This window comes from Providencia rustigianii DSM 4541, assembly GCF_000156395.1.
Classification (GTDB): Bacteria; Pseudomonadota; Gammaproteobacteria; order Enterobacterales; family Enterobacteriaceae; genus Providencia; species Providencia rustigianii.
Map to the genome: position 1 here is coordinate 913,631 of NZ_GG703817.1, position 18,819 is coordinate 932,449.

Here is an 18,819-nt window from a genome sequence, read left to right on the forward strand (position 1 = left end):
CTCGGCTCAATAAGTGATTAAAAATTATTGAGCCGACACTCCTCTTGGTTTAAATTCCCGCTATACTCATCCTCAATTTTTATCAAACCTCACTCAAAGACCTAACAAGGATTTCTCGCCATGAAAACGCTTTCTATTCCGATTTATTATGTCGATGCATTTACTGATAGGCTATTTCACGGTAATCCTGCTGCGGTGGTTTTATTGGATGAATGGCTTCCTGATGAAAGGTTAATTGCAATTGCTGCAGAAATTAACTTGCCAGAAACGGCTTTTTTGGTGGATGAGCATATTCGTTGGTTTACACCGGTTGTTGAAGTTAAGTTATGTGGACATGCGACCTTAGCCGCAGCATTTATTTTAAATAAATTCAAAGGGCACCCAACTAACCCCATCATATTTCAATCCCTATCCGGTGAGCTCACTGTTCATAAACATCAAGATAGTTTTACACTCGACTTCCCCATTTTAGAAAGCCAACGTGTTGATTTGGTAGATTATCCACAATTATCGACAATCCTGAATACACCTATTTCTGAATTGTGGATAGCCAAAGATCGCTATCTCTGCTTTGTCGACTCACCCGAACAAGTTCAAGATTGCCAACCTAATATGGCTCAACTTGCACAGCTTCCATTACCCGGCCTGACGATCACTGCCAAAAATCATGATGACCAAGCTGACTTTGTTTCTCGTTATTTTGCCCCCGCAAAAGGGGTGAATGAGGATCCGGTGACAGGGACATCCCACTGTGCTATCGCACCAATTTGGGCTAAACGATTACAAAAAAATGCATTAATTGGTCACCAAATTTCTGCACGAGGTGGAAAAATAGACTGTCTGGTTGACCAAAGTCGCGTCAAATTGACGGGAAAAGCAACACTCTTTTTAGCCGGAACGATTCACGTTTGATTAATTACTGTATTTATTTGTGATCAAGATTACACTTATTCGCAACATTAATAATATGTGCATTAATGTTCCGGTAAGTAATTATTTTTACTGATTCAAGTTTTTAAATAGTGATAATTCAAAGAAAGTAAGGTTTAAATATGAGTTCTGACGTTGATGATGTCATCAAGCAAAAAATTGAACAATCTGTAACCCACGTATCTAAAGTTGTATTTCCAACCACCACAAACCACCACAGCACTTTATTTGGTGGGACTGCATTAGCATGGATGGATGAAGTTTCCTTTATTACTGCGACACGTTTTTGTCGTAAAAGACTCGTGACGGTTTCTACAGAAAAAATCAATTTTACGCATCCGATTCCATCAGGCACCATTGTTGAATTAGTGGGTGAAGTTATTCGAGTAGGCAGAACTAGCCTTACTGTTAATGTTTCTATCTTTTTAGAAGATATGTATGCCGAAGGGCGTGAAGAAGTGATTCACGGACAATTCAATTTTGTCGCTATCGATGATAATGGTAAGCCAACCCCGTTATTTGAGCAGTAAAATTTTTCCCTCCATTTGCCTATAAACTATCTAGTTAGGTAAAATAAAAATATGCGCCCAATTATCCAACATTGAGCGCATATTATCGTTTTATTTCTCACAAATTAGGCAAACGCTAAGAATGGCGAGATGCACAATAAAATTCCAGTGAAAATAATCAAATATAAAGAGATGCCTTTATATTTGTGTAACATTGGCACTTTATACACCAAGTAAGCGGGAATTAAACAACCAACCATACCAAAAATTGGGCTACAAATTGATGTAAAACTGAGAACGGGTGCGTTAAGAATAATCGCCCCCCAAGCCAGTAGCACGGCAAATACCATGATACCGTTTTTTACCCATGTCTCATTAATACGCTCAACTGGCATCATGCGCTGAAGAATGTTCATCACAATCCCTTGAGTAGCTTCACGGAAGCCTAAGTAAACCCCAAAGAATGCCGTCATGACTGCAAAAATATTCAGCATTACGCTAACAACCGTAACCCATCCACCAGGGAAGAATTTTGCAGCGATAGCCAAAGCTGAAATATTCTGCTCATAAGCTTTCACTGCCTCTTCATGCCCCATTGCTAGCGTGAAGGAAACTGCATAGAAAAATACCGTGCAAAATAGAATAACAAACGCAATATTCATTGCTCGCAACGCTTTATAACGCGCAACTTCACGATTCACATTTTGGCTACGAAATGAAATAACCATTGGACTCAAGGTTTGAATAAACAAAATTGAGGTTAATGTAAAAGGCAGTGTAATAATTGCTTCCTTGAACAAACGTCCAACTGGCGGTAACGACCCCGCATTATAAAGATGCCACATTCCGACCATGGAAATCCCCAGAGCCGCGACGACAAATAATTTGGTTAGAACCATAAAACTGGATAGTTTAAATAGTAACTTTTCCCCACGAGAAGAAATGGCAACCAAAATGCAAATTAAAACTAATCCATACCAAGGGCTATCCGATAATAATCCCTCAGTGACACCGAAAGTTTGAAAATAAGAGGCACTATCATTGGTAATTGCAGTGGAATAAACAAACATCCAAATCACTAGCATGACAAAATAAAGAGCCCCTAAAAGCATTCCCCAGTTTTTACCTAAATACCCACTGATCACACTAGGGTAGTCTTTACATTCTGGAGACTCAGCCAACGTATTAATAAATAGTCGCTGAAATAAATACATTGCAGGATAACCGACAACAGAAGAGAGCAAGAAAACCCACAGTCCCATTAGCCCAACCTGTACAGGAAGAAATACAATACCAGCACCAATAGCCATACCGATACTCATGATCACCCAACCTACATCCGTACCATCAAACTTCGTTGCCACACGCCATTGTTCGTCAGTCATTCCTGCTCGTGATGCTGCGGTAGAGCCTTTTTTGTCGTTAAGATTATCTATCGTAGGAATCGTTGCCATAATTACTCACTTAATATTGTTGAACGCCTTAATGATAAAATTTATTGTTTTAGATGCGATTTAAGTGGTTATTTATTTCAATAACCTTAGTTATTTGCAGGCTATTATCATGAAGTCATCATAGAGGAAATACAGGAGAAAGATTATCTCTTTATTAGCCTATAAAACCCCACATTTAGAGAAAGTTTTTCTATTAAAAGAGCATTAAGATGGAAATATCTCTATCCAACGACATAAATAACGCCCAAGAAGAGTTTATCTTAAAAATTAGCGCAACCATTTGATTTATAATATATAAATAATTTAAATCCCTAAAAATCCTTATTAACAATTCCAACAATTGATTATTTATTTCGTGCTAAACATCACAAGAAAGCATAATTTCAAGCACAGTCATTACTAATAATTCTGTATTTTGTTCTAAATTTGTGAATTTTTGAAATTATTCACTACCTGTATTTTATATATAATATTTAATTCCCACGTTTTCATCTCAAGGCAAGTCGAAATCTATCCGATTAATCTAATTTATTAAAATTAAATTTGTTGTTATGTTATGTCGACAAGATTAGTGGTTTTTATAACATCCATAAAATGTGTAACTCACTCAAATGATTTGTATTTTTGGCAAGAGATTGATATTTGCTCGATATGACAGTAGAGTATCTTTATTCTTTAAGGGTTATAAAAAGTCATTACTTTTTCAATAATGCTATTTCTAGCTTATCTTGAAATAGGGATATTCATGGCCAACTTAAGACGAAAAAAAACCATGTTGCGGATAATCACATTTATATTTCTCTTTTTTTTCTCCATTAATTTAACTCTTGCTGCTGTACCACCAGAAACGATTAAACTTGTGGAGCAACAAGCTCAAAAAGGTGATTTAAAAGCTCAAGTCATGTTGGGAATTGGCTATTATTTAGGAAATGAAATTAAGCAAGATTATCCTAAAGCAAAAAAATGGCTAACCATGGCAGCAAACAAAGGTAATGCAGATGCCCAACTATTTTTGGGAGATATGTACCTTAATGGTAACGGGGTTGAAGCCAATTTTGAAACTGCCTATGGATGGATTGAAAAGTCTGCCAGCAAAGGTAATGTTGAAGCCATGAATTATATGGGACAATTCTACTACCAAGGTGTTGGTGTTAAGCAAAACTATATTGTCGCCTTTGAATGGTTCCAAAAAGCCGCTGAAAAAAAATTCCCTCCCGCTCAATATCAAGTTGGGAAAATGCTCCAAAATGGGGAAGGAACAGACTTTAATGAAAAGCTAGGTACTGAGTATATAGAAAAGGCCTGCAAGGGTGGACTAAAAGACGTTTGTTCGAAAAAATAATCCCTTTATTTTATTCTGATAAACGATAACTTCTGAGTATAAAGTTATCGTTTATACTTCACATATTCCCTTTTGAAATCATCAATAGCGTATTCTCGCTCACATTATTTGGCTCAAAAATTCTCTACTATTAATTTATTAACAATCAATTTAAAAACTGATTGAAATGAACTAAACTTATAATATAAAAGAAAAAAGGAGAAATTATGTACAATACAATTTTAGTTCCTATTGATGTTACCGAAGACGCGCTCACTCAAATGTTAGTTCCTCATGTTAACGCGATGCAAAAAATGAATAATGCCACAGTGCATTTTCTTGCCGTTACAGCCCCTATTTCAAATTATCTACGCTATGGCGGCACCATTTTGCCAAGTGATTTTCCGGATGATCAAAAACAGATTGAAATTATCCTTAATGAATTAAACGAGAAAATTAAGTTATTTTCTGTTCCTGCGGATAAAGTGCAAGCAACGGCAACTATCGGCTCCGTTAAAGATGAAATTTTAGCCATGGCAGAAGACATTAAAGCAGATGTGATTCTTCTTGGCTCTCGTCGACCAAGTATGTCGACTTATTTACTTGGATCGAACGCAGCCTCTGTAGTTCGCTATGCTAAAACCAGTGTTTTTGTAGTGCGTTAATTTGTTTTTTAAGTTTTTTACAAAACAAAAACCCTATTTAACATCTACAATGTTTACCTTAAATTTTTGTTACATTAAAAGGTAAAACCATACAATTTATAACCCCTAATCACCAATTTTTAAGGTAAATTAGAGGCTCATAAACATTTTCGTGAATTTTCACACCCTGCTCTTCTGGGCAGGGTTTTTTACCCCTACTCAAACATAAAATAGCCCACATACAGTGAGCTATCTACTTTGAAGTTAAATTTTCAGCCTAAATAACGATTACTGACTCAGTGCTGATTTCATGACTTTTTCAAAATCTTCCCATGCACAATAACCATTTTTATCAATTGGGCAATTTTTCAGCTCGAGTGTGACATGCTTCGGCGGTGTTTCGAGTGATAAATAAGCCGTATCCCTCAACTGGTTTGAAGATTGATAAACATATTCAATTTTCACATAGTCTTTGGCGTCTTGTTTATCCGTCCAGCGTTGGAATACTAACTTTCCGCCAATCGGTGTGTGTTCGTACTGCTCTGGTAACTGATAAGGTTTAAAATCCATCGCTGAAAGTACAGAGGCAATATTAGAATCATGTCCGACTAACAGAATGAATTTAGCCGTCTCACCTTTATTGACTGAAACAAAGCCTTTATTCATATAATTTAATAGAGGATGGGCCACATTTTTAGCAATAATTTTTGGTGAAAATAACGTTTCTTGGTAACCATTTTTCAGGGTATTCAGCTTTTTCCATTTATCATCAGTATTCACTAAGCCCCAAGCAACATCTTGGCTTGGAAAACCTTCATAATATTGTAAGTCAATCGCATCAACCGCTGAATTCGCCATCTTCAATGGACCGCTCACTCCTGGCTCTTTATCTTCTTCAATAATAAAACTATTTTTAGGCGTCGCTAGATTACACAGTTTCTCAGTAGTGCATTTTTTGGAATCTTTAATATTCAGCACGCTATCCAGTTCTTCATAGCCTGATTTTAAATTCAAACCTTTTAAATGTGCTTCCATCGCAGCAATCGCTTGCTTTTTAAATTCTGGAGAACTATTTGTCACAATCGGATTAAATACTGGATCCATCTTTCCAATTTCGGGTTTGTGGTGAATATTTACCTTACAACCTGGAAATGCGCCGACGCTAAAAAATTGTGCCGTTGCAATAGTCCGTTGCAGACTATTTGAATAAACATAAATATCATCACTACTGGTAGGGCAAAGTTCATCTGCAAACAATTTTTTACTGTCCAACCACTCCCTAAAATAGTGGCCCATATAAACTTCTAACGCACCACCCTTGGTTGTTAAATAGCCACTTTGAGCATCCCATCCCGGCCACTTTTTATTCGTTATCTCACTCAAGATCCCCGTATTCACGATAGGAGTACGTAAATTATGGCGACTCAATACTAAAACTTGGTTTAACTCCATATTTTTAGCATCGTCGGTATTCGCCAATGCAGGGGCCATCGGTGTTAATAATGCCGCCGATAAACAAACTGTTAGCATTTTAAATTTCATCAACCTACTCCTACCATTATTTATAGAGATATCGAATTTATAGAAATATTGAAAGAGTTATGAATAAGCTTCAATGTCCAACAAAGTATAGTGCTTATAAAAAATTCAGAAACATATCTTCTAATAATGAAGAAGTTATCTTTTTTTTCTGAGAGTAATATCCCAAAATTCCGCTAAAGCTAAATAGCTATCAAATATTGACATTATTCACTCATAAATTAAGATATTTCCTTCAAACAAGGATAGAATGTCATGATTATACAACCCGCCAGTGCATCACATTACGATGAAATTATTCACGTGTGGGAAGCCTCCGTTAGAGCTACTCATCATTTTTTACCCGAAGAAAATATAAAAGCGCTGAAAAAACCTATTAGAGAACAATATCTACCTCACCTTTCTATTTTTATCGCTTTAGATAATCAGCAAAAAATAATGGGCTTTTTAGGGACTGGGGAAAACCGCCTTGAAATGCTATTTATTGATCCTCATTACCAAGGGATAGGTATAGGTAAAAAACTTTTGCAATATGCAATTACTCAGCTTGGCATTAATGAACTCGATGTCAATGAACAGAATCCTCAAGCTGTTGGCTTCTATCAACATATGGGGTTTGTTCAATATGCTCGCTCAGAGATTGATGGGGAAGGAAATCCTTTTCCTCTATTACATATGAGACTCAGAAAATCATGAAAATATATAAGCTAGAAACTTCTCGTCTACGACTAAGTGGCTGGGAACAAAATGATATAAATTCGCTATATGAGCTCAATAGCTCTGCCGATGTTATGCGATATTTTCCTTCTATTCTCAATAAAGAACAAAATGCGCAATTCTTAACGACAGTGATGGATAAATTTGCCGAGCAAGGTGGTTGGGGCCTCTGGAAAATTGAATTAAAGGAATCAGGGGAATTTATTGGGTTTGTTGGTTTAAATATTCCAACAGCACAATTGCCTTTTTCACCTTGTGTAGAGCTAGGATGGCGCTTACTTCCTAAATTTTGGCGCTATGGCTATACCACTGAAGCCGCTAGGGAAGTGATTAAATTTGCATTTGAGCAATTACATCTTGATGAATTAGTGGCTTTTACAACAGTAACCAATACCCCATCAGAAGGTGTGATGAAAAAGCTAGGTATGACGAAAGATACCTCAAACTTTATGCATCCCTTATTACCTCATGACCATCCTCTTGCCGAACACGTACTTTATCGATTAAAAAAGCCACTGTAGGTTCGCCACAGTGGCTTTATCAGCTAATTATCCCGTAGGAAGCTATTAACTTTTTTCTACTTCAGCCTTTGCTTCAGCTTCTTCTGCTTCAACTTCACGATACCAGCGTGGGTGGTGCTTTTTAGCCCAACGACGGCTGACTTTACCTTCAATCATTCCATCAATAGAACCTTTCACCCAAAATGCCATATACATATGAATAAGAATGGCGTGGATCAGAATGATGGCGGCTAATGCATGGACGAGAATACTCCAGCGCACCATCCACATTGGGAATAAATGCGCAAAATAAGGACGCCACATGATGATGCCGGTAATCAAGAGTACAAAAATCATACTCATGATACTCCAGAACATCATTTTTTGACCTGCATTGTACTTACCAACATCAGCGACGTTATGTTCGTTACCTTTGAGAACTTCAACAATATTCAAGATCCATGGAACATCTTTTCTGTCGGGAATATTGTGTTTCACAAAACGGACAAACATAAACATCAGCACCACGAAAATCAGTACACCAAAAAATGGATGCAGAATTCGCCCCATTTGCGGGGTACCAAATGTTTCGGTTAGCCACTTTAAAGTTGGGAAAAACAGTGCGATACCAGACAAAGCAACCAAGAAAAAGCTGATGACAACAGTCCAGTGGCACGCTCGGTCAACAAATTTAGTCCGAACGATCATTTTGCTCTTTTTACTCATGGTCATCTTTCTCCTCTTCATCATCCACTTCTTTGTTCGGCCCGACTCCCACATAATGGAAAATGAGACCGGCAAATGTGGCTATAAAGCCCACAACTGACAGTGGTTTCAACACGCTCTGCCACAAATTAATTGGGGTATCAATTTGAGGGTCTTTTGGCAGTCCATGATAAAGTTGAGGTTTATCAGCATGATGAAGTACATATACCACATGCGTTCCGCCAACACCTTCAGGATCATAAATTCCGGCTTGGGCATAACCACGTTTTTGCAGTTTTCCAACTCGCTCAGCACCGTACTCCAACATCTCTTTTTTGGTACCAAAACGAATTGCACCTGTTGGACAAGTCTTCACACAGGCAGGCTCTTGCCCTACCGCAACGCGGTCAACACACAAAGTACATTTGTACACACGATTATCTTTTGGATTTAATCGAGGAACGTTAAATGGGCATCCCGCAATACAGTAACCACAGCCAATACAGTGTTCAGATTGGAAATCCACGATACCGTTGGCATATTGAATTATCGCGCCCGCAGATGGGCACGATTTCAAACAACCAGGATCAGCACAGTGCATACAGCCATCTTTACGGATTAACCATTCCAGCTTGCCTTGTTCACTCACTTCGCTGAAACGCATCACCGTCCAAGATTTCGCACTTAAATCTGTCGGGTTATCGTAAACACCAACACAGTGCCCTACTTCATCACGAATGTCGTTCCATTCGGAACATGCTACCTGACAAGCTTTACAACCAATACAGGATGACACATCAATGAGCTTACAGACTTCAAATTTATCGTCACGCGCCTGTGGTGGAGGCGTAATGCTGTTGGTCGCGGAACGTTTAATAATGTCTTGAGATTGCATGGACATAGTTCCCTCCCTTACGCCTTCTCAATGTTAACTAAAAACGCTTTATACTCAGGAGTCTGAGAGTTAGCGTCGCCCACGGATGGCGTTAACGTGTTTGTAATGAAGCCTTTTTGAGTGACACCTTCAAAGCCCCAGTGAATAGGTAACCCTACCGTTTCAATAGGTTTACCATCAACCATCAGAGTTTGCAGACGAGGAGTCACCACGGCTACCGCTTTAATGAAACCTCGCTTGCTGCTCACTTTCACTTTGTCACCCAGTGCAATTCCTTTCGCTTTCGCTAAAGTTTCACTGATTTCCACAAACTGTTCTGGCTGAGCAATCGCATTTAAAAGTGCATGTTTAGTCCAAGTATGAAAATGCTCCGTTAAGCGATAAGTTGTTCCCACATAAGGGAACTCTTTATGGTCTCCAAGACGCTGCTTGTCTTCCTCAAATATTCTCGCCGCCGGGTTAGAAACCACATTTGGATGTAATGGGTTAGTTCCTAATGGTGTTTCAAATGGCTCATAATGTTCAGGGAATGGACCTTCAGCCATTTTATCAATAGCAAATAGACGACCTAAGCCCTCTGGCTGCATGATAAAAGGACTAGTACCCACTTCTGGCGCAGATGCGTTGAAGTCAGGTACATCATTTCCAACCCATTTTTTACCGTTCCACTCAATCAAGACCAAATCTTTATTCCACGGCTTACCTTTGGTATCGCAAGAAGCGCGGTTATAGATCACCCGACGGTTTAATGGCCATGCCCACGCCCAGCCTAATGTATTACCAATCCCCGATGGGTCGCTGTTATCGCGATTTGCCATCTGGTTGCCTTTCTCTGTCCAGCTACCGGTATAGATCCAGCAAGACGATGCGGTTGAACCATCTGCACGCAAGAGAGCAAATGAGTTCAGCAATTCACCTTTCTTCGCTTGTAAGTTGCCATCTGCATCATACAAGTCGACCAGAGCAATCCCGTTATTTTCTTTCGCGACTTCTTCCGATTCCGGATGGAATTGGCGCTTATAATTCCAACGCATTTGCATCAGTGGTTCACTACCTTTACCACCTTCTTGCTCATACATTTCGCGGATTTTATGTAGGATCCCCGTCAGAATTTGTCCATCGTTACGGGCTTCGCCTGGCGCATCTGCCGCTTTCCAGTGCCATTGTAACCAGCGTCCAGAGTTGGCAATTGACCCGTCTTCCTCAGCGAAGCAAGTTGAAGGTAAACGGAAAACTTCGGTTTGAATGGATGCAGGATCCACATCATTCATTTCACCGTGGTTTTGCCAGAAACTCGCTGTTTCGGTGGTCAATGGATCGATGGTGATTAAGTATTTGAGTTTACTTAAGCAGCTAACAACCTTATTTTTGTCTGGGAATGATGCCACTGGGTTAAAGCCTTGGCAGATATAACCGTTGACTTTATTTTTGCTCATCATGTCAAAATACTTCATGACATCATAAGCTTGATCCCATTTCGGTAACCAATCATATCCCCATTGGTTTTCAGCTTGCGCCGCATCCCCATAGAAAGATTTCATCAGACTGACGAAGAATTTCGGGTAATTGCTCCAGTAGTTCACCTGATTGGGTAACGTGGCTTTCGGTGTATTCGCGGCCAAATAGCTCTCGATATCCAACTGTTTTTCAGATGGTAGAGTCAAGTATCCCGGCAAGCTAGTTGATAGCAAACCTAAGTCGGTTAAGCCTTGAATATTTGAGTGTCCACGTAAGGCATTCACCCCACCGCCGCAGATACCCATATTCCCCAACAACAATTGGATCATTGCCATGGTACGAATATTTTGAGCACCAACTGTATGTTGAGTCCAACCTAACGCGTATAGGAAAGTTCCTGCCTTATCTGCTGCGCTGGTGGTCGCAAGAATTTCACACACTTTAAGAAAGTCTGCTTTTGGCGTACCACAAATATTCTCAACAACATCAGGTGTATAACGAGAAACGTGTTTTCTTAAGAGGTTCCAAACACAGCGTGGGTTTTGCAGCGTGTCATCTCTAAGTGCATAACCATTCTCATCAAATTGATAGTTCCACGTAGTTTTGTCATAACGACGTTTTTCAGGGTCATAGCCACTAAATAAGCCATCATTAAATTCAAAATCATCCCTGACAATTAATGCCGCGTTGGTATAATTATAAACGTATTCAGCATTTATTTTATTGTTTTCAATAAGATAAAGTAGAACGCCAGATAAGAATGTTATATCTGTTCCTGAGCGAATAGGAACATAGTGGTCAGCAACTGATGCGGTACGCGTAAAACGCGGGTCAACCACAATCAACGTTGCATCATTATTGTTTTTCGCTTCAATAGCCCAACGGAATCCGACAGGGTGAGCTTCAGCAGCATTACCCCCCATCACCATAATCACATTGGCATTTTTAATATCAACCCAGTGGTTGGTCATCGCACCGCGACCAAATGTTGGAGCAAGACTTGCTACCGTTGGTCCGTGTCAGACACGCGCTTGGTTATCGACCGCTAACATACCGAGCGATCGAGCGAATTTTTGAGTTAACATTCCCGTTTCGTTACTCGCAGCAGATGCACAGAGCATCCCTGTCGACAACCAACGGTTTACCGTCGTGCCTTGCTCATTTTTTTCAATAAAGTTGGCATCACGGTCATCTTTCATGAGTCGAGCAATGCGGGTAAAGGCATCATCCCAACTGATTCGTTCCCATTTATTCGAGCCGGGGGCACGATACTCAGGATAACGCAAGCGACTCTCACTGCGAATATAGTCGAGTAATCCAGCACCTTTAGGGCATAAAGCACCTCGGTTCACTGGATGATCTGCATCTCCCTCTACATGGAATATTGCAGATCTGGCGTTCATTGCGCCGTCACCCATACTATAAATTAATAATCCACAACCAACAGAACAGTAGGTACAAGTATTACGGGTCTCTTTAGACCGAAGTAATTTATTTTCACGTACATTAGCCATTGCCATTCCTGGCATAAAACCTAACGCAGCTACAGTTGTACCTGCCATCCCGCCGGCGCAGATTTTAAAAAACTTTCTGCGACTGACGTTCATTATTAGCCTCTTTTTATTGTTTGTATAATCGCGGAAAGAATATCAGTCAGTTGTAATCAGATATTGCCTAAAATCAATGAAAGTGAAGATAAAGGTTAATTAATATTAACTGAGTAGTTAAACATCAATTAAAATTACCACTTTATGGGTAATTATTGTTAAATTGATTCAGATCAAATGAAGGGATATTTAGATTAAGAAAGATAATATTGGATTAATAATCAATATAGGTACACTTTAACAAATTTAAATTAATAAAAATAATATTGTTATATTGTGGTATATACCTATTTCACCATAACAAATAATATAATTTATGTTTTACAGTAGATTTTTAATAGGCTCTTATTGAATAACTATTTATATTATTTCCAGCCACTAATAATAATACCGGCGCCCAGTAAGACAACCAGTGCACCAATCCAATCTGTAGTCGCTAACGTGACACCATCGACGAATCGCAACCAAATTAACGCGGTCACAATATAAATACCACCATAGGTAGCATATACTCGTCCGCTGGCCTCAGGATGTAGCGTCAATAGCCACACAAACAGCATTAAGCTCAGAATAGCCGGTAATAATAACCATGGGCTACCCTGCTTTTTCATCCATAAATAAGGAAAGTAGCAGCCAGCAATTTCAGCAATGGCCGTGATAATAAATAATCCAATAATCTTTATAGGCATAATTTTTATTTTTTAATAGGTCATCATTATATTCGCCACCCTAATTTGGGTGGCATATTCAGTTAGGCTGACTTCACAAGTAACAATGAAATTCGCCGTGCAATAGGTAAAACGAATAAGACTGTTGGAAAAGCAATGAACCACGAAATTCCCCAGGAACTGATCCACGGCGAAAATATCTCAGAAGTAAAACCGAGCGCCCGGATTGTACTGATTAATGAAACAATACCGCTCATTACCAGAGATAAAAAGAAGGGAACAAGAAAAAACATTGCTCTGACAGGAAGTTTAGGAATACCTAAAACATAATTACGATCTTGATACGACATAAAGACTCCATAGATAAACGCATACACAACAGCATATAACTGTTGATGTAACAAAGTTATATGCGTTGATTAACGTAAACGCTTACGAGTCTTTAAGACTAATGAGAATCATTCTAATCTTTATGTTATTTTTGTCAATAGCGATTTAACATTAGTTCCATTTTTTGCATTTTATCTCGGCATCTTATTTTAAAAAATGATTTCTCGTTAAGATGCACGACATAATAAACATAAATAAGACAATGTTCTTTAAACTCACATTAGTATGCGAGAAAAAGAAAGGTCACATAGAACCTTTCTTACCAAACAATAATAATTTATTTCTTGGTTGCTAAAATCACACTAGATGCTTTCACAATGGCAGTAACTTTACTTCCTGCTGATAATTTCATTTCATCCACACTGTTGTTAGTGACAACAGCAGATAACTGAGTGCCCGCATTAGTTTTAATATGAACAACCGCATTGACACTACCTGTTTCGATAGACTCTACTCGCCCATTAAATTGGTTACGCGCAGAAAACAGATATTCATTTTCATCCGAAACTAAAACTACCCATGGTGCTTTAATAATAGCGACTGCGCGTTTGCCTTTTTCTAATCCAAGTAATTGAGTACTATTTTTAGTAATCACCGCTGAAATGGTTTCCCCATTCCCTAGATTTAAAACAACCTCATCATTTACTGCGCCAGCTACTACGGATTCCACAATACCGGCAAGCTGATTACGAGCTGAAATTGACATACGAAACCTCATGTTATGGGAAATTACAATAAGTGATGATAGTAATTCAGATGATGTGATTCAATTGACTGGATCATATTATCGGAATAAATCCGATAATTAATTTTAACAAGGTCCCGTCATACAACCTATCATCATAAAGGGAATTATAATTGGCAATATTAGCCCCACACCAATGCCCTGAAAATCATTATGTTCCTCCCCTTTTTTTACTTGTTTAATTCTAATTTCTATAGGATTTGGCAGTCGATATTGCTCAGGCAAGGTATTTGGTTGTGTTATAAAATGTCCATCCGCATTGAACCCTACTGTTGTAATACCTTCAGATGTATGACTTCGGTCATGATATTTGCTAAACAACTGTTTCTTAGCTTTAATTTTTTCTTCTGGAATATAATTAACATATGTGCATATACGGTATCATCTATGCTTGATTGAAGAAAAGTAATGCTAACCCCACTAATATCATCCTGAAATTCTGCCAAAAATTCGGCATAAATTTTAAATTGTTTTTTAGCCTTTTCATCTATGAATAAATACGTAGTATCTTGAGATTCTGCAATGATGCCTAACTGACCATCTGACTTTATCTTTATGACCATTTCCTTTTCAGGTAATATTCTTGAAGGCTCAGAGGTACATCCTGAAATAAACGCAATAAGAATGAAAATAAAAAATTTCATAGCTACCAATACCTTATAATAATTAGTATTTAATTAAAGTATCTTCACTCAACTTCATTTTTAACCAAAATTTTTGCTGGCATAGGCTAAAAAATTCTTTTCGTACTGGCAAGATTGGCTCCCCATTTGTTTTAATCACCTCCCATATAATCCAATGTTCTGGGCATTGACTATCACATTCAGCAATATTTAATTCAGTTTCTTCTAGGCATTGTAAAATGACGCCATTTTGAAATTGCCATTTACGAATCCTTTGATTAACTTCAGAAAGTGCATCTTTATTATTTTCATCTAAAATCAGGTGACAAATTTTACTATGGCTGATGGCCTGTAAGATGTATTTTGCTAGCATTTTTGAAACTGCCTACTGAAGCTAAAAATGTTCTCAATGGTAATATTATTGAATGACTCTTACAAATCAGTATTACTCTTAATATGATTAACACCCCAAAATTTAGGTGATTTTTTCATTTTAAAAATTGCAATTAATTTATTTACACAAATGAAATAAGATTCACTTTCTTACAGACTGTTATATTTTTATTCGGTATGATTAACCTGAATAACATATTATGTAGTTTAAGCCCATCGAACGGTGGGCTATTTTTTTATCATTATATCGACTTACTAATAAAAAAACTGCCAGATATAAATAAGATAATGTCAATCAATAATGTAGAGACTTTTTCCGATAACCTGAAGACTAAATGTTTACTCATCACAGTACCAACTGAAATACCTAGCCCTAACAAAACTCCTTTTATCACAATTGTCATTGGTAATGCCCCCTGTGCTGCAAATGTGGTTATCTTACTGGAGTAAAGCAGTAACGCACTCGCCGCTTCAGAACCTAAAAATGCGCCCTTTCTCAGTCCATAAGAAACAAAAACAGGCACACTTAATGGCCCCGTAGACATCACAATCCCAGTCAAAATACCGATAATCCCCCCACAAAACCCAACTTGAGGCAGCGAAATTCTATACTCAAAATGATCCATTAATCGCTTCAATGGGACAACACATAAAAAAAATACCCCCAATAGCAGGTCAATAAGCGTAGACTGGAATATAAGCAATAAATATGCTCCAATCGCCGCACACGGTACGCCCGTCACTGAATAAACAAGCGTGACTTTCCAATCCACTTGTCGCCACCAAACAAAAAATCGCGAAAGATTACCAATAACTGCGGCAAGTGCCATAACCTGTATTGCTGGTTTGGGCCCATAAGCTTGAACTAATAAAGGCAATAACAACAATGATGAGCCTGTCCCAGTCACCCCACTAATCACCCCAGCCACCACCGCGGTTATAATGATAATAATTTCACCTGTTAGCATGCTATATCAACTCTGTTTATTTATGTTTAGAGTGATTTTATTTAGCTAGAAAAAATCATACAATCGATTAAAAATCACGATATATGATAGAAAAACTCACAAATGAAACGAAATAATATTCCACCACTAAATGCCTTGCGTATATTTGATATTGCTGCAAAATCCCACAGCCTTTCAGAAGCAGCTCATGAGCTGGGATTAACCCATGGTGCAGTGAGTCGTCAAATCAAGCTGTTAGAGGATTGGTTGGGGCAAAGTTTATTTATTCGTGATGGGCAACGATTAGTCGCAACAGAGTATGCTAAATATTATGCAGCTGAAATTAGTTCGGCTTTTGATCTTATTGGAGATGCAACAATACGCTTTGGTAAATCTCCCACAGCGAAAGTTATCCGTATCAATGCTCAAACAACGCTTGCCAGCCGATGGTTAATTCCTTTGTTACCTAAATTCTATGAACAATATCCTAAAATTGAAATCGCAATTGAAACCTCAGATACTGATACTCAGCTAACTCAATTTGGTTTTGACATCTTAATTCGGCGAGATTCCATGAATAAGCTTCCATGGGCACATTTCAGAAAAATTAGCTTATTCCAAGAAAAATTGACACTGATTGCCTCTCCTGAATTATTAAAATCAACCCCGCTAATCTCATTAAATGACTTAGAGAAACACATTATTATCAGTTCTAAAACGCGTAATGGTGAATGGGAAAATTGGTTAGAAAAGGCAGGCGTTAAGGAATTGACGCCTTTGCATTATCAGCGATTTGATCATTTCCATATTTGTTTACAGGCTGTTATTGATGGATTGGGTGTTTGTATCGGTGGAATGCCAACACTTACCAATGCACTAAACAAGGGATTAATTGATATACCACTGCCCATCAATATCCCCGGCAGTCATTACTCTATGTGGATACCACCAAATGCTGAAAGACCGATAGAACTCGAAATTGTCCTTGATTGGTTACAAGCTGAGGCTCAATCATCAAACCATCTAAAATAAAAAACCCTCCGTGAAGAGGGTTCTATTTCAATTTATTCAGTCAAAAAATTAAAATCTGTACAAACTAAATGGTTTAGCATCGATAACAGGCGCTTTGCCAAGTAACAGATCCGCAGTAATTTCTGCCGATACTGGGCTTTCGGTCATACCCCAACCTGTCGCGGTATTGATAACTAAGCCCGGATATTCTTTCACTTCAGAAATGATAGGGTTTTCATCCGGCGCAATCGCCATTGCACCACTCCACTGATCAATTAACTGAGAATCCTTAAATGCTGGGAATTCAGTTTTTAATTTTTCCAGAGAAGCATTTAACTCTGGAAGATCAGGCAGTGCTGTCATATCACGATTTTTCTCGAATGGTGAAACCTCATCCAGTTTCCAGCTTGTTGGCTGCATGAATGAATCGATCAATTGTTCGTTCAATGAAATATGTACAGGGAAATCAGGCATACCTAACAGTGGCAGATATTTATAACCATAGGTAAAGGATTCTTTCACGACTGGAGCGACAATCACGCGTGGAGAAGTGGCATAGGTTCCATCGGCTTGTTCACGGAAGTAAATATTTCCCGGTAAAGCAACGTTTCCACCCGGTGCATTAGGCGCCGCACCAATTAATTGTTGAGATTGATAAGCGGGTAATGTTGGAACATCCACGCCAAGATTCTGCATAAACAGACGAGACCAAACACCACCAGCAACGACCACTTGAGATGTTTTGATCGCACCTTTTTCTGTTACAACGTCAGAGATGACACCAGCCTGAGTTTCTAGGCCTCTTGCTGCGCAATTAGTATAAATTTTAACGCCAATTTTCTTCGCGTAATCAGCCATAATGAAAGTGGTGATTTCGGCATCTAAGCTACCAGAGTCTTCTTCAAATCCTGCAATTTTCCACTCTGATTTAGCACCGCGTAAGCGCTGATCCAGCTCATTTCCTTCAATGATACGGGTTTTGAATGGAATATCTGAACCAACGTTTTTACTTCTTTCGTCAATCCATTTTCTTGCGTTAACCAAATCTTCTTCATTTTGGGGAACTTCAACGCGACCTTGGGTACGGTAGCTAGTATCAGCGCCAACTTTTGCATTCATTTCACGCCAGCGGTGTTTTCCTAAATGATGCAGCAAGAATGTTTCATCAGGCATTTTATAGGTGATCGCCTGACCATAGAAACGGGAAGACTGTTCACCTGCAATATTGCCTTTTTCAACAATAACAACCGACAATCCTCTTTCAACAAGATTAATGGCCGTCATAATGCCTAAAATACCCGCGCCAATAACCACAACATCTGCTTGCTGTGGTAATAATCCAGCGGTTCCTTCAACAAACCCGACTCTTGGCTTGCCCGGAACAAATCGTCCTTCACGCGTTAACATTGGCGTTAAAATTCCAGCACCAGCCGCTACTGCGACCACAGAGCCACCAATAATAAATTTTCTTCTACTTATTGCCATTTTGAAACCACCCTAATTTACACAAAAAATAATTACATTTTAAATAATCAACTTATTTTATAATGATATGTTAATTATTAGTAAACTATTAGTAAAGTTATTTAATTATATTAGAATGGAATTTAAGACTGAGAAATTCATAGATATAGGATCTATATCTATTTATGGCTTTTTATTGAATAGTTATTCAGTTGATAAGGTTGTTTGACAAAAAACCAATCAATAGCGAAGAGTTTTAAGATAGTGATAGCTTCAGATAGATAAGCAATATCTGATAG

Annotated in this window: 19 protein-coding genes; 7 read left to right on the top strand and 12 right to left on the bottom strand. The window is 38.4% G+C overall.

From position 1 onward, the window contains the following. Positions 1-120 precede the first annotated feature (120 nt). Together PROVRUST_RS04460 and PROVRUST_RS04465 are read left to right on the top strand one after the other, a co-directional pair. A complete protein-coding gene (locus tag PROVRUST_RS04460) occupies positions 121-912 on the top strand; it encodes a PhzF family phenazine biosynthesis protein (RefSeq protein WP_006813517.1) in 792 nt (263 codons plus the stop codon). Between the two features lie 140 nt (positions 913-1,052). Then, complete coding sequence (locus PROVRUST_RS04465; protein WP_006813518.1) at positions 1,053-1,460, top strand: acyl-CoA thioesterase; 408 nt, start codon at positions 1,053-1,055, stop codon at positions 1,458-1,460. A gap of 104 nt (positions 1,461-1,564) precedes the next feature. Here PROVRUST_RS04465 and PROVRUST_RS04470 read toward each other — a convergent pair whose 3' ends face one another. Further along, on the bottom strand, positions 1,565-2,893 hold the full coding sequence (locus tag PROVRUST_RS04470; RefSeq protein WP_006813519.1) for an SLC5/6 family protein: 1,329 nt from the start codon (positions 2,891-2,893) through the stop codon (positions 1,565-1,567). Between the two features lie 745 nt (positions 2,894-3,638). Here PROVRUST_RS04470 and PROVRUST_RS04475 point away from each other — a divergent pair. Continuing rightward, on the top strand, positions 3,639-4,235 hold the full coding sequence (locus PROVRUST_RS04475; protein ID WP_223844781.1) for a tetratricopeptide repeat protein: 597 nt from the start codon (positions 3,639-3,641) through the stop codon (positions 4,233-4,235). 206 nt (positions 4,236-4,441) lie between these two features. Then, on the top strand, positions 4,442-4,879 hold the full coding sequence (locus PROVRUST_RS04480) for a universal stress protein (RefSeq protein WP_006813521.1): 438 nt from the start codon (positions 4,442-4,444) through the stop codon (positions 4,877-4,879). Positions 4,880-5,146: 267 nt separating this feature from the next. On the opposite strand, the gene agp is transcribed toward PROVRUST_RS04480, so the two are convergent. Further along, positions 5,147-6,400: a bifunctional glucose-1-phosphatase/inositol phosphatase gene (gene agp / locus PROVRUST_RS04485; RefSeq protein ID WP_006813522.1), complete on the bottom strand. Its 1,254-nt coding sequence runs from the start codon at positions 6,398-6,400 to the stop codon at positions 5,147-5,149. A 252-nt stretch (positions 6,401-6,652) separates the two neighbouring features. On the opposite strand from agp, the gene PROVRUST_RS04490 reads away from it, so the two are divergent. Then, the gene (locus PROVRUST_RS04490; protein ID WP_006813523.1) at positions 6,653-7,093 is read left to right on the top strand and encodes an acetyltransferase; all 441 of its coding nucleotides are present in this window, start codon (positions 6,653-6,655) and stop codon (positions 7,091-7,093) included. After that, positions 7,090-7,635, top strand: a complete 546-nt coding sequence (locus PROVRUST_RS04495; protein WP_006813524.1) for a GNAT family N-acetyltransferase — start codon at positions 7,090-7,092, stop codon at positions 7,633-7,635. Before PROVRUST_RS04490 ends, PROVRUST_RS04495 begins: the two co-directional genes overlap by 4 nt. 45 nt (positions 7,636-7,680) lie before the next feature. On the opposite strand, the gene fdnI is transcribed toward PROVRUST_RS04495, so the two are convergent. The 9 genes from fdnI to PROVRUST_RS04540 all read right to left on the bottom strand — a co-directional run bounded on the left by fdnI (position 7,681) and on the right by PROVRUST_RS04540 (position 16,066). Beyond that, complete coding sequence (fdnI, locus tag PROVRUST_RS04500; RefSeq protein ID WP_006813525.1) at positions 7,681-8,340, bottom strand: formate dehydrogenase-N subunit gamma; 660 nt, start codon at positions 8,338-8,340, stop codon at positions 7,681-7,683. Then, entirely contained in the window at positions 8,333-9,220 is an 888-nt protein-coding gene (gene fdxH / locus PROVRUST_RS04505; protein WP_164717570.1) for a formate dehydrogenase subunit beta, read from the bottom strand. The genes fdnI and fdxH overlap by 8 nt, the downstream gene beginning before the upstream one ends. A gap of 11 nt (positions 9,221-9,231) precedes the next feature. Continuing rightward, positions 9,232-12,279: a formate dehydrogenase-N subunit alpha gene (gene fdnG / locus PROVRUST_RS04510; protein ID WP_146751280.1), complete on the bottom strand. Its 3,048-nt coding sequence runs from the start codon at positions 12,277-12,279 to the stop codon at positions 9,232-9,234. Positions 12,280-12,644: 365 nt separating this feature from the next. Next, positions 12,645-12,968 (bottom strand): YnfA family protein, encoded by a 324-nt coding sequence (locus PROVRUST_RS04520; protein WP_006813529.1) that lies wholly within the window; start codon positions 12,966-12,968, stop codon positions 12,645-12,647. 62 nt (positions 12,969-13,030) lie between these two features. After that, the gene (locus PROVRUST_RS19145) at positions 13,031-13,297 is read right to left on the bottom strand and encodes a DUF2798 domain-containing protein (protein ID WP_071599531.1); all 267 of its coding nucleotides are present in this window, start codon (positions 13,295-13,297) and stop codon (positions 13,031-13,033) included. 317 nt (positions 13,298-13,614) lie between these two features. Beyond that, entirely contained in the window at positions 13,615-14,043 is a 429-nt protein-coding gene (locus tag PROVRUST_RS04525) for a TOBE domain-containing protein (RefSeq protein WP_006813531.1), read from the bottom strand. A 305-nt stretch (positions 14,044-14,348) separates the two neighbouring features. Beyond that, positions 14,349-14,726, bottom strand: a complete 378-nt coding sequence (locus PROVRUST_RS04530; RefSeq protein ID WP_006813532.1) for a hypothetical protein — start codon at positions 14,724-14,726, stop codon at positions 14,349-14,351. 22 nt (positions 14,727-14,748) lie between these two features. Beyond that, positions 14,749-15,078: a hypothetical protein gene (locus PROVRUST_RS04535; RefSeq protein WP_006813533.1), complete on the bottom strand. Its 330-nt coding sequence runs from the start codon at positions 15,076-15,078 to the stop codon at positions 14,749-14,751. A 262-nt stretch (positions 15,079-15,340) separates the two neighbouring features. Continuing rightward, entirely contained in the window at positions 15,341-16,066 is a 726-nt protein-coding gene (locus PROVRUST_RS04540; protein ID WP_006813534.1) for a sulfite exporter TauE/SafE family protein, read from the bottom strand. A 102-nt stretch (positions 16,067-16,168) separates the two neighbouring features. Between PROVRUST_RS04540 and PROVRUST_RS04545 the strand changes: the two genes are divergently transcribed. After that, positions 16,169-17,077, top strand: a complete 909-nt coding sequence (locus PROVRUST_RS04545; protein ID WP_006813535.1) for a LysR substrate-binding domain-containing protein — start codon at positions 16,169-16,171, stop codon at positions 17,075-17,077. A 48-nt stretch (positions 17,078-17,125) separates the two neighbouring features. Here PROVRUST_RS04545 and PROVRUST_RS04550 read toward each other — a convergent pair whose 3' ends face one another. Then, positions 17,126-18,541 carry an NAD(P)/FAD-dependent oxidoreductase gene (locus tag PROVRUST_RS04550; protein ID WP_006813536.1) on the bottom strand — a complete coding sequence of 472 codons (1,416 nt, stop codon included), beginning with the start codon at positions 18,539-18,541 and terminating at the stop codon, positions 17,126-17,128. Between the last annotated feature and the right edge of the window lie 278 nt (positions 18,542-18,819).

Excerpts from the sequence above, each read along its gene's own strand:
- PROVRUST_RS04525 (WP_006813531.1), bottom strand. The coding sequence starts at position 14,043 with ATGTCAATTTCAGCTCGTAATCAGCTTGCCGGTATTGTGGAATCCGTA.
- PROVRUST_RS04475 (WP_223844781.1), top strand. The coding sequence starts at position 3,639 with ATGGCCAACTTAAGACGAAAAAAAACCATGTTGCGGATAATCACATTT.
- PROVRUST_RS04470 (WP_006813519.1), bottom strand. The coding sequence starts at position 2,893 with ATGGCAACGATTCCTACGATAGATAATCTTAACGACAAAAAAGGCTCT.
- PROVRUST_RS04490 (WP_006813523.1), top strand. The coding sequence starts at position 6,653 with ATGATTATACAACCCGCCAGTGCATCACATTACGATGAAATTATTCAC.
- PROVRUST_RS04465 (WP_006813518.1), top strand. The coding sequence starts at position 1,053 with ATGAGTTCTGACGTTGATGATGTCATCAAGCAAAAAATTGAACAATCT.
- PROVRUST_RS19145 (WP_071599531.1), bottom strand. The coding sequence starts at position 13,297 with ATGTCGTATCAAGATCGTAATTATGTTTTAGGTATTCCTAAACTTCCT.
- PROVRUST_RS04540 (WP_006813534.1), bottom strand. The coding sequence starts at position 16,066 with ATGCTAACAGGTGAAATTATTATCATTATAACCGCGGTGGTGGCTGGG.
- PROVRUST_RS04480 (WP_006813521.1), top strand. The coding sequence starts at position 4,442 with ATGTACAATACAATTTTAGTTCCTATTGATGTTACCGAAGACGCGCTC.
- fdnI (WP_006813525.1), bottom strand. The coding sequence starts at position 8,340 with ATGAGTAAAAAGAGCAAAATGATCGTTCGGACTAAATTTGTTGACCGA.
- PROVRUST_RS04550 (WP_006813536.1), bottom strand. The coding sequence starts at position 18,541 with ATGGCAATAAGTAGAAGAAAATTTATTATTGGTGGCTCTGTGGTCGCA.
- PROVRUST_RS04530 (WP_006813532.1), bottom strand. The coding sequence starts at position 14,726 with ATGAAATTTTTTATTTTCATTCTTATTGCGTTTATTTCAGGATGTACC.
- fdxH (WP_164717570.1), bottom strand. The coding sequence starts at position 9,220 with ATGTCCATGCAATCTCAAGACATTATTAAACGTTCCGCGACCAACAGC.
- PROVRUST_RS04520 (WP_006813529.1), bottom strand. The coding sequence starts at position 12,968 with ATGCCTATAAAGATTATTGGATTATTTATTATCACGGCCATTGCTGAA.
- PROVRUST_RS04460 (WP_006813517.1), top strand. The coding sequence starts at position 121 with ATGAAAACGCTTTCTATTCCGATTTATTATGTCGATGCATTTACTGAT.
- PROVRUST_RS04535 (WP_006813533.1), bottom strand. The coding sequence starts at position 15,078 with ATGCTAGCAAAATACATCTTACAGGCCATCAGCCATAGTAAAATTTGT.
- PROVRUST_RS04495 (WP_006813524.1), top strand. The coding sequence starts at position 7,090 with ATGAAAATATATAAGCTAGAAACTTCTCGTCTACGACTAAGTGGCTGG.
- agp (WP_006813522.1), bottom strand. The coding sequence starts at position 6,400 with ATGAAATTTAAAATGCTAACAGTTTGTTTATCGGCGGCATTATTAACA.
- PROVRUST_RS04545 (WP_006813535.1), top strand. The coding sequence starts at position 16,169 with ATGAAACGAAATAATATTCCACCACTAAATGCCTTGCGTATATTTGAT.